Origin of the sequence: Microbulbifer okhotskensis (assembly GCF_023895975.1) — a bacterium.
GTDB classification, from domain to species: domain Bacteria; phylum Pseudomonadota; class Gammaproteobacteria; order Pseudomonadales; family Cellvibrionaceae; genus Microbulbifer; species Microbulbifer okhotskensis.
In genome coordinates this window covers 12,742-25,190 of sequence record NZ_JALBWM010000007.1, presented here as the reverse complement: position 1 = coordinate 25,190, position 12,449 = coordinate 12,742, and the positions used below count along the sequence as shown (strand labels likewise).

12 protein-coding genes are annotated in these 12,449 nt (G+C 50.8%); 4 read left to right on the top strand and 8 right to left on the bottom strand.

The window, feature by feature from the left end:
• Window positions 1-85: 85 nt before the first annotated feature.
• Complete coding sequence (locus MO867_RS02930; RefSeq protein ID WP_252464466.1) at window positions 86-685, bottom strand: helix-turn-helix domain-containing protein; 600 nt, start codon at window positions 683-685, stop codon at window positions 86-88.
• Window positions 686-772: 87 nt separating this feature from the next.
• Window positions 773-2,629: a beta-ketoacyl synthase gene (locus tag MO867_RS02925; protein ID WP_252464464.1), complete on the bottom strand. Its 1,857-nt coding sequence runs from the start codon at window positions 2,627-2,629 to the stop codon at window positions 773-775.
• Between the two features lie 140 nt (window positions 2,630-2,769).
• Between MO867_RS02925 and MO867_RS02920 the strand changes: the two genes are divergently transcribed.
• Complete coding sequence (locus MO867_RS02920) at window positions 2,770-3,756, top strand: GlxA family transcriptional regulator (protein WP_252464463.1); 987 nt, start codon at window positions 2,770-2,772, stop codon at window positions 3,754-3,756.
• Here MO867_RS02920 and MO867_RS02915 read toward each other — a convergent pair.
• Both MO867_RS02915 and MO867_RS02910 read right to left on the bottom strand, forming a co-directional pair.
• A complete protein-coding gene (locus MO867_RS02915) occupies window positions 3,736-4,389 on the bottom strand; it encodes a class I SAM-dependent methyltransferase (RefSeq protein WP_252464461.1) in 654 nt (217 codons plus the stop codon). The two genes, MO867_RS02920 and MO867_RS02915, sit on opposite strands and share 21 nt — an antisense overlap.
• A 1-nt stretch (window position 4,390) precedes the next feature.
• Window positions 4,391-4,867: an Hsp20 family protein gene (locus MO867_RS02910; protein WP_252464459.1), complete on the bottom strand. Its 477-nt coding sequence runs from the start codon at window positions 4,865-4,867 to the stop codon at window positions 4,391-4,393.
• Window positions 4,868-5,012: 145 nt separating this feature from the next.
• Here MO867_RS02910 and thpR point away from each other — a divergent pair, with 145 nt between their 5' ends.
• Complete coding sequence (gene thpR, locus MO867_RS02905) at window positions 5,013-5,591, top strand: RNA 2',3'-cyclic phosphodiesterase (protein ID WP_252464458.1); 579 nt, start codon at window positions 5,013-5,015, stop codon at window positions 5,589-5,591.
• Between the two features lie 169 nt (window positions 5,592-5,760).
• Here thpR and MO867_RS02900 read toward each other — a convergent pair whose 3' ends face one another.
• The gene (locus tag MO867_RS02900; protein WP_252464456.1) at window positions 5,761-6,756 is read right to left on the bottom strand and encodes an HlyD family secretion protein; all 996 of its coding nucleotides are present in this window, start codon (window positions 6,754-6,756) and stop codon (window positions 5,761-5,763) included.
• Window positions 6,757-7,235: 479 nt separating this feature from the next.
• On the opposite strand from MO867_RS02900, the gene MO867_RS02895 reads away from it, so the two are divergent.
• A complete protein-coding gene (locus tag MO867_RS02895) occupies window positions 7,236-7,604 on the top strand; it encodes an HPF/RaiA family ribosome-associated protein (protein WP_252464455.1) in 369 nt (122 codons plus the stop codon).
• 101 nt (window positions 7,605-7,705) lie between these two features.
• Here the strand turns inward: MO867_RS02895 and gorA are convergent, their stop codons facing one another.
• Window positions 7,706-9,064: a glutathione-disulfide reductase gene (gene gorA, locus MO867_RS02890; protein ID WP_252464453.1), complete on the bottom strand. Its 1,359-nt coding sequence runs from the start codon at window positions 9,062-9,064 to the stop codon at window positions 7,706-7,708.
• Between the two features lie 244 nt (window positions 9,065-9,308).
• On the opposite strand from gorA, the gene MO867_RS02885 reads away from it, so the two are divergent.
• Window positions 9,309-9,809 carry a hypothetical protein gene (locus MO867_RS02885; protein WP_252464452.1) on the top strand — a complete coding sequence of 167 codons (501 nt, stop codon included), beginning with the start codon at window positions 9,309-9,311 and terminating at the stop codon, window positions 9,807-9,809.
• A 35-nt stretch (window positions 9,810-9,844) separates the two neighbouring features.
• On the opposite strand, the gene MO867_RS02880 is transcribed toward MO867_RS02885, so the two are convergent.
• The gene (locus MO867_RS02880; protein WP_252464450.1) at window positions 9,845-10,969 is read right to left on the bottom strand and encodes a YcjF family protein; all 1,125 of its coding nucleotides are present in this window, start codon (window positions 10,967-10,969) and stop codon (window positions 9,845-9,847) included.
• On the bottom strand, window positions 10,966-12,435 hold the full coding sequence (locus MO867_RS02875) for a YcjX family protein (RefSeq protein WP_252464448.1): 1,470 nt from the start codon (window positions 12,433-12,435) through the stop codon (window positions 10,966-10,968). The genes MO867_RS02880 and MO867_RS02875 overlap by 4 nt, the downstream gene beginning before the upstream one ends.
• Window positions 12,436-12,449: the final 14 nt, after the last annotated feature.

Genomic DNA, 12,449 nt, shown 5'->3' with positions numbered 1-12,449 from the left:
ATTCACCGGCCTGGTGAATAGGTAGAGGTTAAAGGGAGGTTAGTCTATCTCGGTTTACATTGACTTATCAGCCATATGGCGTGAATCACCTTTTATCCTCTTCCGCAGGGGAGTCATCCGTACCGGGCTGTTTATATGCCGGAGTGATCGCACTGACAACAACACAGTCGCGATTGCCAGTATTGCGGAACCGGTGAGGGCGCCGAGCATTAAAGTAATAGCCATCGCCAGTATTCAATAGAGCGACATCCGAGCCAATTGTCACCTCCAAATTACCGGCAACAACCACTCCGCCCACCTCACCTTGTGCGGCCTCTAACGAAAAGCTGGAGTTTTGCCCAACCGGAAACACTTTCCAAAGGAGTGACATCTCCGACCGCCGTTCTAAATCGCCAAACAGCCGGCAAGAGATCCGCCCGCGTCCGATGTCTGGCATATCACCCCCACGGAAAAAGATCTGTTTTGGCTCGGACAACTCCAAAGAAAAAAAATCAGGTAATGACATGGACACCGCACCCAGGATCTTACTGAGCGAACTTACCGACGGACTGACCCGACCCTGCTCAATAAAAGAAATCGTCGCATTTGTTACGCCGGCGCGCCTGGCTAACTCTCGCTGCGATATGCCGTATAACTGCCGCACCACCTTTAGACGGACACCGACATCTCCTTCGGGATCATCCATGTTTTCCCATCGCTCCTGCTCTGCAATGTTCCTGACGGCAAAACAATATCGACTACTGTCAGCCCCCAAGTATTAACCGAATTATAATCACACCATATCTTCGAATGGATTGCTATTTGGAAGCTTTACTGGGGGTAAGCCAGGCAGGCGCACCTCTTCCTGTGTCACCTTAATTTCACCCTCATCAATCAACCCTTCACCGAACCGATAAATTGCATCCAATTCACCGCGAGACGCTTTGGCATCATATTTTCCAGCCTTTTCTGCAACAGCTTCATTCAGCGCCTTACAACAGCTTATCGCTCGCTTACCATGGCGTTTTTCCATCATCGCTTCGGTAATTTTCGGCGACAGAATCGTTGCCGTAGCGTTATTGCCCCCAAACCCCTTGGAGTTCAAGAAAGCAAGATCGAGCGAGTGCGAATCCCGCTCAACATGCTCAAGGGAAATATCCAAATGATCGCGATGCACATCATCGGCAATACGATCAACAGTCGTGATTCCCGGAAGTACGCCTCGCGCAAAGACTCCCAGTGCCGTCACTAATTGGTCCCCACTCGCGGAAGCCACGGTATGGCCCAAATAGGCCTTGACCGCACAAATGGGCCAACGTTCTATCCCAAAAGCGCCGGCTAAGCGATCGAGAATTGCGGACTCGGTCACCCTGTTTTGCGGAGTACTAGATCCATGCGCCTGGACAAAACTGCGGCGCCGTAAACTTTTTTCACCAACAATCGCCCGAGCCTCCGCCATCGCGCTACCCATCGTTAAATAATTACCAGGGCCCGGTGCAGAAATTGACTTTTTGGTGCCATCGGCATTAGTGAACACACCAGCTACAGAACCATAAACCGTAGCCCCAAGCTCAAGTGCCAAAGCATCATCCATCAGAATCACCCACTGGGTACCTTCGCCCAGAGTGAAACCACAGTTCTCCCCAAAAGGCCTGCTGGTACGCCGATAATCGACCTCCCCAGGGAAAAGTTTGCGCAGATTCTCGGTGCTGGCAAGGGCGCCCATTGTCGAATAGCCATCCACAATCTCCGGCACCAAGGGCGCCTCCGATGCGCCAACCACCGCCACCCGGGCACGACCGGAGCGGATATCATCTACCCCTGCGCGCAGGTTGTATAAAAACGTGGCACAAGCACCCGTAACAGCCCCAGTGGAACCCACATTGCCCAATACGTACGCATTGACAAAGTCCGCTGGCATACTGTTTAGACCCAGGGCCAGCTGCTTGGATGTGACCCGCCCCCCACGCAAGCGGGACTGCATCAGCCCGCCATTACCATATGAATCCAGCTGACTCATTGCGGAGGCCGCATACACAGAGATCGCTCCCGGGCCTGCTGCACTTATCACGGCCTCCCAATCAACCCCCAAAGACTGCACAGCATCAGATGCACCGAGCAGGGCCAGTTGCAGACCCCTGGGGTGAAAGCGTGAGTTATATTGCTCGCCAGGCTCAAACCCTGTTGGCAGCTGGCCAGCAGCAGCCACAGAAATTTCTCTGAAACTGTCCATCATTACCGACAAACTGCACGCAGTTACCCGAACCTTCCCCCCAGGAATAGGTTCCAGTTGCCAATCTGCCGGCACCGGCTGTGGAAGCTGTCGGGTGGATATTTCAAATGTCAGGCCCCCGGAGCTGGCCAGGTGGGCAGCTTGGTGAAAATGGCACTTGCGGTAATCGTAGTACCGGCCCTCGAGCTCCCGAACCAAAGTTCCATCGAGCACCTTTTGCTGCAATTGCCGATCCAAAGGGCCGGTGGCCTCACTGCCCGCACGCAACCCCATTAGAGCTGCCAGATCAGAGAGTGTGTTATCGCGCTCCTTTTTGCCCAATTTGTCCAAGACGAGGCGAGAATAACCCCGATGGAAAGAGCTTCGTCCAGCAGGATTGAATCCACCGAAAGCGGTGATTACGGGAAGGCGCTGCATCCTGACCTCCAGCCAAGTACTTAACACTACAAAAATAAGAGATAGGGAGTGTAGGGGGTGGTGATTCCGTTCAGTTATGGGCATACTGGCCAGCAAAATTGAGTGTTTTGGCCAATAGCGCAAATGCGCATAGATGTGTAATGCGAACAGTAACCTTTCTTCTTATCGATCAGATGCTGGCAACCGGCACTGTACTTCCACTTGAGATGCTCCGAGGTGCAGAAAGCCGCGCCCGAGTCGAGGGCATTAATGGCACCCTGAAATTAATGACTGTGAGTCTGGATGGGTCACCCGTTAAAACCAGCTGCGGATTCACCCTTCAACCTGACGCAGCCCTGAGTGAAGCATCGGACTGCGATCTCATTTACATCCCGGCGATGTGGCGCAACCCTCGCCCCACGCTTAAACGAAGCGGTAAATTACTTGAATGGTTGCGTCAACAGGCAAAAAAAGGATCGGCCATCAGTGCCGTCGGCACTGGCGTTTGTTTCCTCGCGGAAGCCGGGCTTCTTAACGGCAAACCGGCCACAACACACTGGCATTACTTTGATCAATTCAGCAGCGATTACCCTGAGGTTCAACTCAAGCGCCAATATTTCATCACCCAAGCCGATAAGCTATTTTGCGCAGCCAGCGTAAATGCTCTCGCCGATGTCACCGTGCATATGATTCGGCAGCTATACGGACCGGCTATTGCAAGCCACGTTGAGCGTAATTTCTCCCATGAAATTCGCCGCCCCTTTGATGAGATTGCATACTCTGAAGGGTCGGTGCAGCTACATCCCGACGAAGATATTGTTCAAGCTCAAGCTTGGCTCAAAGAGCATTGCTATACCGAAGTACGCCTGAGTGAAGTCGCACATTTGTTTGAAATGAGCGTGCGCTCATTTAATCGTCGCTTCAAACTCGCCACCGGGCAGACCCCCTTACAATACCTGCAAAATGTCAGAGTCGACATGGCGCGTGAACTACTACAATCCAGCAATCTATCCGTAAACGAAATCGCAGAGAAGGTTGGCTATCAGGATATGGGGCACTTCACTGCGCTATTTAAAAAATTCCTGTCAACCACTCCCAGTGAGTATCGCACCACGGTGAGAGCAAAATTATTCCGGGTGAACACATAATTTGCGCAGAAAAATAACATCATCCTGGGCAAAATAAAGCTCAGCCCCCAGTGACTGGGCCAACCAGTGAAATGTTTCAACACTAAAAAAGCAGATGTGCGTCGGATCCCGTATATAGTGCCAGCAGGCAAAGCGTTCAACAGAAATTACCAGCTTTGTCATTAACGCCATGACACCTCCGACGCGCAGCCTCCGCCACAAAGACTCCAACTCAAGGCCGGGCCTGGACAGATGTTCGATCACTTCTGTCGCTACAATAAAATCATAATCTTTATCAAGCGTCTCTTTGGCGGGGAAATAATAGTGGTCATATAACGCCAACTTATGTCCACTCTCAGCAAGAATCCTAGCAAGTAACGGTGCAGGTCCACAGCCAAAGTCTAACCCTTCCTGCACGCCTTTTAGCTCATTCAAAAGGGGCAGAGCACAGCGACTAAGGAATCGCCTATAGCCATCATCCTCTATCGAATTTTCGTGGAGATCGTAATAGGCCCGCTCTTCCTCAGCCGTCAAATGAAATTCTGAAGGCACAAATACTAGCGCACAGCGATCACATTGGTGATAGCTGCGGTACTTGTTCTTATGGTAAAACTGCACCGCCGCATGGCGGCACAGAGGGCATTGAAATGACAAATCAAGCTACTGCTGTGTTGGTGCTAACCTCATTTTCAGTATGCCGCAGCATATTATCTTCGCTGATTGCTATTTTTCGAGGCTTCATTGCTTCAGGTATTTCACGTACTAAATCAACATGTAAAAGACCGTTTACTAGCTTTGCTCCGGTTACTTTTACATGGTCGGCAAGCTGAAAGCGGCGCTCGAAATTTCTTGCCGCAATTCCTCGGTGCAAGTAATTCCCTTGACTGTCATTTCCCGGCTTGGTGCCATTAATCAGCAAGCGATTCTGCTCGACCTGTATATCGAGTTCTGATTGTTCAAATCCAGCCACAGCCATAGTAATCCGATAACTGTCATCCCCCGTCAGCTCTATATCATAGGGTGGATAAGAAGGCTGTTTTTGCTCACTGGAAGACATCGCATCCAACAAATTGGCCATGCGGTCAAAACCAATGGCTGAACGGTACAGTGGAGAAAAATCAAAATTACGCATTGTTATATCCTCAATTCAGAGCAATATTAAGTTGTGCCCGTCAGTTGACCAGGTCTGTATCAGAAGGCACTTCTCGTTGAAGCTGCCTGCTGTATAAAATAGATATGGGCAAGCGTCTATTAATCAAGGGCAGGGAGTGAAATTCATGGCCAATATAATTGACAGCCCCTATTCGAGGCTTTTTATTGGGGTTCAACCCGACCAAGCCGCACAGGATTTTTTAGACAAACTAGTTGATCGCTTGGGGGCCCAGCCATCCGTACAGAGGACTACAAGTACACACTGGACGATGCGCACAAACCGACACATCACCCTTTGTTTTCTCGGACAAACTCCCAACCAGTTAATTCCGGCACTAAAAACTGGATTAGCGGCCATTAGCCACTCCAATAAAGAATCCCTCGAGGTGGCATCCAGCCTCGATGCATTCCCCGGAAATGAATCCAATTTAATTGCGGCTGAATTAGTCGCCAGCGAGCAACTAAAAGCTCTTAATCAATCATGTAGCGCACTGGTAAAAAAATTGGGCATAGAAACAAAAAGTCGCCTCTTCCGCCCGCACATCACCTTAGCCAGAAACAAGGACGGTTTCGGAGACTTTATCCCGATCAAACTCAATCACAAAATAAACCTGAACAATATCGTTTTGTACCAAAGCGAGCCAGTCATTGATGGAAGCAGCCTCTATACCCAACTGCAGAAAACCCGCCTGCAAGTGCCGTAAGTTCTGAGTACCCTCTCCATTCAATTCTCAGAAGCCTCTGGACAAGCTTGAGCAGTACAACTGCTAAACGATTGCCACAGGAAAAAGTTAAAACCTCAGCACTAGATTACCGAAAACAAAAAAACGAGCCTCAGGCTCGCTTTTCTGTACATCCCCGAATAGCAGCAGACTAATTTAAACCCGCCAGCACATATTCCGGATACATCACCAGTCTCGGCCGAGACAGACGTCGTGCGTCAAAAATAAATACGTAACGGGTACCATCATCCTCCGTAGGGATAGTCCGACGGAATTTCCAAGTATTAATCTTATAGGTCTGGCGGCCCGCCTCCACCGTGGCAATAGCCCGATATTGGTTTTTACCCAGGAATTCAAACGGCAAACGCTCGCCACCTACCGGTCTCAACTCCAAGTTGCGGAAAGTCTGCCGCTCATTACTTTCTTCATCGGCCAGCAACGTATTCAGGCGCGCTTGTTCACGCGTGACATAGGCTAGCAACTCTGGATCAATGTCACGCGTTGCTACCGGCTTCGGTTTCTCTGGGGCGACTCGTTTCGGCGACTCCTTGACCACCTGCGCACGAATCTTGGGCGGCTTCGGTTTTTCAGCAGATGCGGCAGCTCTTGCTAAGGCCGCTCTTCTTTCAGAAGCTTCAGCCTTAGCCAGCATCGTCTCTACCATATTGCTGATTTTGTCTTGCTGAGCGGAGATTTTTGTCTTGGTTTCAGCTATCGCCTGTTTCTCTTCCCGCAATTTTTGCTGGAGCTCTTTGTGATTCGCCTGAATAAACTCAAGACGTCGCGAGCGACTATCCACCCCCCTCTCCGCCATGGCGAAACCATGCTTGGCCTTGGTTAGACGACGCTCCGCGTCGGAACTGGCATCAGACTCATAACCACGACGAGCCTGATCCAACTCCTGTCGACTCGCCTCATACTCCAATCTCAGGTCATCAAGAGACTTCTGTGCCTGCTCAAGTTTATATTCGTAGGAGAGCAATTCATTCTCGATATCCTCGAGTTCCACACTCCTGTTCTCAAGAGCCTGCTCCAGCCGCGCCAAGCGGTTTTTCTCCGCCGTGAGGGGTGTCTGCGCTTGCGCCGCTACCCCACCAAAAACTACTAAGCCCGCAAAAAGAAGCGAGCAATACCGCTTTACCACCATCGTCCAGAACCCATTTCTCGATTTGATGTGTTTCGTAACTTGGGATCACAGCCACTCTTGGCACTGAAATGTACCAAAGCTACCGTGCAATATGGTCAATTTTACGCAGGCCGCGACCTGACGGCAATGACCTTGCGTCCACCCGACCCAGCAACTCGCCAATAAACCTTAATTTTTACTGATATTGGTCAGGAGAATGGCATCACACCGAAATTCATATGAAATTTTTCAGCGATAGCGCTTGATTTTTTTTCTAGCGGAAGCATTATGGATACCAGGGAGAAGATCGCTGGACTCAGTGGAAGCCCGACCCGGACGTAAAACACCTGAAGCTGCTTTGTCAGCAAACAATCGTTGCGATTCCGGCAGCTCGGTGCTCCAAACTACAGGCCCGATCCCTCCCCCTAGGGCGCCCTACCTTCTTACAGCAAACCGCAACTGCGGCCTGCATGGTTTCTTTTAACCGGAGGTATTTGCCCATGAAATCAACGCCTAACGATAACATTGTGTTCCGCGATATCGATAAGTCTGCCGCCCTGGCTACTACCGTATGTAAAAAGCTACATAAGCTGGAACGTTATTGTGGCGACATTATACATAGTCGCGTCGTCCTCGAAGCTCCCCATCAACACAAAACCAAAGGCAGACACTTCAGAGCGTCCCTAGAGCTTGCGATTAGTGGCAATTCCGTGACTATTAGTAGTGAGCACGAATCAATTCACCGCGCGGTTAATGATACTTTTGCCTCTGCCGAGCGCTGCCTAAAACAACGCGGTGAACGCAAGAAAACCCGGCGGCATCAAGCGCTGCATGAACATGAATCGGAAATTGCAGAAGAGCTGAACTGATCGCTGAACCATGAGAAAAGGCGACATAAATGTCGCCTTTTCTCGCTTTAACCCCAAATGAACCGCCCCAATGCCACCTTCTCGGCCGCAATTTTTCCAACCTAGCCCTCCACGGGAGTCCGCATCGTCACAAACTCTTCGGCAGCCGTTGGGTGGATTCCTATGGTTTCGTCAAAGGTTTTCTTGCTGGCGCCCGCTTTGAGAGCCACAGCCATCCCCTGAATGATCTCTCCTGCATCATCACCTACCATATGCACACCAATAACCTTATCAGTAGAAGAATCAACGACCAGCTTCATAAGCGTCCGCTCAGTATTACCGCTTACGGTATGGCGCATAGGGCGGAATTCCGATTTGAAGACGGTGACATTCAGCCCTGAATTCCTGGCCTCCTCCTCAGACAAACCCACTGTGCCAATATTGGGCTGGCAAAAAACGGCGGTGGGTATATTGTTGTAATCAATATCAGCAGTCTCTCCCGTGCGCCAGTGTTTCACCAGGGCCATCGCCTCCGCTAAAGCAACCGGCGTTAGCTGGGGCTCCCCTGTAACATCACCGAGAGCATAAATTGAACGTATATTGGTCCTGAAATTGTCGTCTACTGAGATTGTTCCATCCCGATGAAGAACAACCCCCTGCTCCTCCACCCCCAAACCACTGGTATTAGCGACGCGCCCAGTTGCGTAAAGAACCATGTCAACATTGATGCTAGAGCCATCATCGGCGTAAACAAGAAGACTACCGTCCTGCAACTTCTCAATAGATGCGACATTGTGGTTAAACTTCAACTCGATATTTTTCTTCAGCATTTCATCGCGCACAAAAGATCGGATATCGCGGTCAAATCCTCGCAGGAACAAGTCCCTCCGGTAGGAGAGGTGCACATCTGCACCCAGGCCAGCAAAAATACCGGCAAACTCAACAGCAATGTACCCTCCCCCAACAACCAGCACCCGCTTGGGCAAGGTCTCCATAGAGAAGACCTCATTGGAGGTCAATACGAATTCGCGACCTGGAATCTCCGGTATAAATGGCCACCCTCCTGTCGCCACCAGAATACGCTCCGCAGTCATTTGATCGCCATTTACCGATACCGAGTGCGGACCAGTAACATTCGCCCTGCCGTTCAGGATCTTTACACCAGAGCCCTCTAGCAAGCTCCGGTATATGCCATTGAGCCGCGCAACTTCCTTGGCATTGTTATCGCGTAGTGTCGGCCAATCGAATTCAACATCGGAACGACTCCACCCATATGCACCGGCATCTGAAAAATCTGCTTGGTAACCGCTTGCGTAGACAAATAACTTCTTGGGAACGCAGCCAACATTTACGCAAGTTCCCCCCATGTAGCGATCTTCAGCCACTACCACTTTCATGCCTTGCGCAGCAGCCATACGGGCTGCCCGCACACCACCGGAACCAGCCCCAATAACAAAAAGGTCAAAATCATACTCAGCCACAACACATTCCCTCTCAACCATATTTTCGAATATTATTTGGGCAACCCGACAAAGAAGACCACCCTGCACAACCATCTCAAGCTGACATTTCTTACTTAATAATCATTGACACTTGACTTTGCATTGGATATTCATGTGACTAGTATCACAGATCTCAGTCCACCTAAGGAAATTACAAAACAAAAAAAATCTTAGGCGGATAAAATAACAGCTATTAATAAGAGCAAACCCTATGGGCAACAACATGAACGTCTTTAATACAGTGATTCAGCGCGCCCTATTGCTTGCCTGTTTACTACTCATCAGCAATTTAAGCAATGCAAAATCCCATCCTTCTTACCTTTCAGATAAATACTGCAGTGATGTAGTGGAGCAATTTGTCAACACCGGAATGCGCAGCCTCGATAAATACATCAATGAGCATTTCAACCCTGAGTATAAAGGGGGAATTCGCAACACCATTCAATTCCTGGAGCAGAGGCTGGACTGGCTAAACGAGTGTAATAGCTACCTGACGGATACAACGCAAAGCTCGGTATTCCACAACAAGGGCGATACGCAGAAAATTTTCAATGCCATCAAAGAGCTGGCCAAAGAACTTCAACATGTCCGCTCTGGGGTTGAATATCAGGATGAATCGGGAAACAACGACCCCTCCCCATTTATCAAGCGTCGCTACCAAACCCTGGCACAGCTAGTCGACCGACACCACACCCGAATGCTCATGAAAAAACAGTTTCAATAGTTACAGCCCGGGCCTTGAGTATTTGCCAGACAAAGTCACTCTGAGCTTGGTCGACGAATTTTACCTTCTCTGCGCTGACCAAACCTTGCAACAGAAAATATCTCCGGCATGCGCTCTTTCAGGCCGGCTCCAATGCGAGCCATAACTGAGCGCAGACGCGGACGCTGCTTCTCTGTAAAAGGGATTGGACGGCAGCTCTGTATCGTGGCCAACCCTATACGCGCAATAAACAGGCTCGCTCCCACGCCTTGCCCCAACCGAGCCGAAACTGTACTTAACACACTGTCACCGACAAGTTCAGGCCACATTTCCGTGATTGCGTATTCGCTGGCCCCACTGTAGGCGACCAATGACAGAACTTTCTTAAACAAGCGCCAGCGCACCACAAGCGACGGGCGTACTCCGTAAATTTGGGCGATATCGTCAATCATCTGCAACGACTGTCGTAAGGCCACCAGAATATCAATACTCGCGAAAGGGCTTAGACCTACCAAGGCTCCAGTCGCAGTTGAGTGGCGCACAATTCTCCTCAGCGCTTCCTGATCCAAGGCATTTAAAAAGGTGACCTCCAGATGCTGTAGCAGCTCACTGCTGTCGTAGTAATCGGCAGCTTCATCCAAAACCCGATTGAGTAATACCCCTTGGGGTTTACCGGTAAAGTGTTCCTGCAAACTGCGCCTGAATGCCTGCGCCTCCTGATGACTTCGACAGTCACGGATTTCAGCAGCCATTGCCTGGGTTTTTTGCAACTTGCTGATCGGACGCCCAGCGTTAAAGAATTCCCATACTGAACCGCCAATAGCTCCGACAACTCCGGCGATGAGCAACCCTACAAGAGCCCCCAGCCCCCAGTGTTTATCCGCCGCCCATTGATACAGGCCGTGAAATTCCCAGGCAATAACAGCCACAACCACCGCGAGAGCAGAAAAGATTGCTGGCTTTAACCACTTAAACCTAAACACAGGCAAACGTAATTCGGAGAAGGCAATCCGGTCCGGCAATGACTCACCGGTGGTGATTGATCTGGGGATTTCTACTGCCTCATCGCTGAGAGACTCAACATGTGTGGCATCCCTTTCTGAGTCCTCTCGATTCGGTTCCTCTAAAGATTCGATACGGGTTTCGCGTCGATATTCCGTACTCTTTTCATTCTCAATCACACTTTATCTCCCAACAGCAGGTTCAATAGCGCATCGACCCGGATATGGGGAACATGGCCAGACTCCATCCCCAACGGGGGCCTCAACTGTGGGGGGGCAGCCCCCTCGTAATGCTGCCAACCCTGATCCTCATACGGCAGCTGGGCAAAAATTTCTGCATTCTCGAAGCCCAAGTAGTGCCCGCCCAGATCGTGCCCCATTAATAGTCGCCGCCCATTCCTCTGCCCTTCTCTAGAGCAGCGAACTGCCGCAATCGCTTCACTAAAAACCGGCAAGCCCCGAAGTCGAGCATCCGAGAAAGTCTGTTGTAGTTGCTGTCCGAGGAGTTGGCGCAGAACATCATGATCCGCAGCGAGTACCTGATCCACCTTAGTCGCAGCAAACAGCAATCGGTTCACTCGTGGCCGCCAGAGCTTACTGATCAGCCCTGACTCACCATAGTGAAATGTGTCAGCGATATGGGCAAATGCCAATCGCATATCTTCCAGAGCCTGTTCACCAGCGAACAAAGTGCCAATCATATCAACCAGTACTAGCTGTCGATCCAAATGATGAAAGTGGCTTTCGACAAAGGGGCGGACCTGCGTTTGCACATAGGCGTTATAATAGCTCTGTAAAACTTTGTAGACACAGGTCTCAGGCAACGCGGCGAGCTGCGCTGAATCCAGTCCGCGCAAATCTAGTAACGGTAAGACCCCATAATCTTCGTCTTTGAGTAGAGCTCTACCGGGCTGTAAATAGCTGAGCTTACATTGTGCCCTACAATCCAGCAGGAAGCTGCGATACTCCCCCCAGAGGGCCATCAAATCTACTTCACCCGAGTCCGCCTGCGGAGAAAGTGCCGCCAACTTGGCGATTAGCTGTGGCGCCAGTGTCGAACGAGTATCTGTACCAATGAGGTGGGCCTGATGACGACACCACTCGGTATAATCCATACGTAAGAGCGGCAAATCCATCAACCACTCTCCCGGATAGTCGCGCAACTCCAATATCAGGGTTCTGGTACCCTCTCCCCTGAAGCGACGGCGACTACGCAGATGGATGTGCAATTCCATCGCCGACGCATCTCGGGTACTTTGCGGCCAGCGTGGAGGGTTTGCCAGTAACGCGGCTAGACAGCCTTCATAATCAAAAGGTGGCAACCCCGAATCCAATGCGGGCCGCAGCTCCGCACCCAATAAATCCCCATTCAGGGCTGGCGCAAAACCGGGCAATTGGGACTTCTGCGGGTGACTGAGCTGATAGATCAAACTGGTTAAAAGTGTTGACTTGCCCGCGCCACTGAGTCCCGTAACCCCAACACAGACTCGCCGATCCATCAGGCGTTCAGCCGCCCAGTGGGATTTGTCCTGGGCCTCCCGTCCCCAGCGACGCAACTTATCTTTCAAGCGGGGACGGGATTGGTTTTTTGTATCTGCAGAGTCCGCGTGTGCGCGAGGCTCGCACTCTATCAACTGGGGTTTCATAGAAAAGCAGCTTC

Excerpts from the sequence above, each read along its gene's own strand:
- MO867_RS02930 (WP_252464466.1), bottom strand. The coding sequence starts at position 685 with ATGGATGATCCCGAAGGAGATGTCGGTGTCCGTCTAAAGGTGGTGCGG.
- MO867_RS02925 (WP_252464464.1), bottom strand. The coding sequence starts at position 2,629 with ATGCAGCGCCTTCCCGTAATCACCGCTTTCGGTGGATTCAATCCTGCT.
- MO867_RS02920 (WP_252464463.1), top strand. The coding sequence starts at position 2,770 with ATGCGAACAGTAACCTTTCTTCTTATCGATCAGATGCTGGCAACCGGC.
- MO867_RS02910 (WP_252464459.1), bottom strand. The coding sequence starts at position 4,867 with ATGCGTAATTTTGATTTTTCTCCACTGTACCGTTCAGCCATTGGTTTT.
- thpR (WP_252464458.1), top strand. The coding sequence starts at position 5,013 with ATGGCCAATATAATTGACAGCCCCTATTCGAGGCTTTTTATTGGGGTT.
- MO867_RS02900 (WP_252464456.1), bottom strand. The coding sequence starts at position 6,756 with ATGGTGGTAAAGCGGTATTGCTCGCTTCTTTTTGCGGGCTTAGTAGTT.
- MO867_RS02895 (WP_252464455.1), top strand. The coding sequence starts at position 7,236 with ATGAAATCAACGCCTAACGATAACATTGTGTTCCGCGATATCGATAAG.
- MO867_RS02885 (WP_252464452.1), top strand. The coding sequence starts at position 9,309 with ATGAACGTCTTTAATACAGTGATTCAGCGCGCCCTATTGCTTGCCTGT.
- MO867_RS02875 (WP_252464448.1), bottom strand. The coding sequence starts at position 12,435 with ATGAAACCCCAGTTGATAGAGTGCGAGCCTCGCGCACACGCGGACTCT.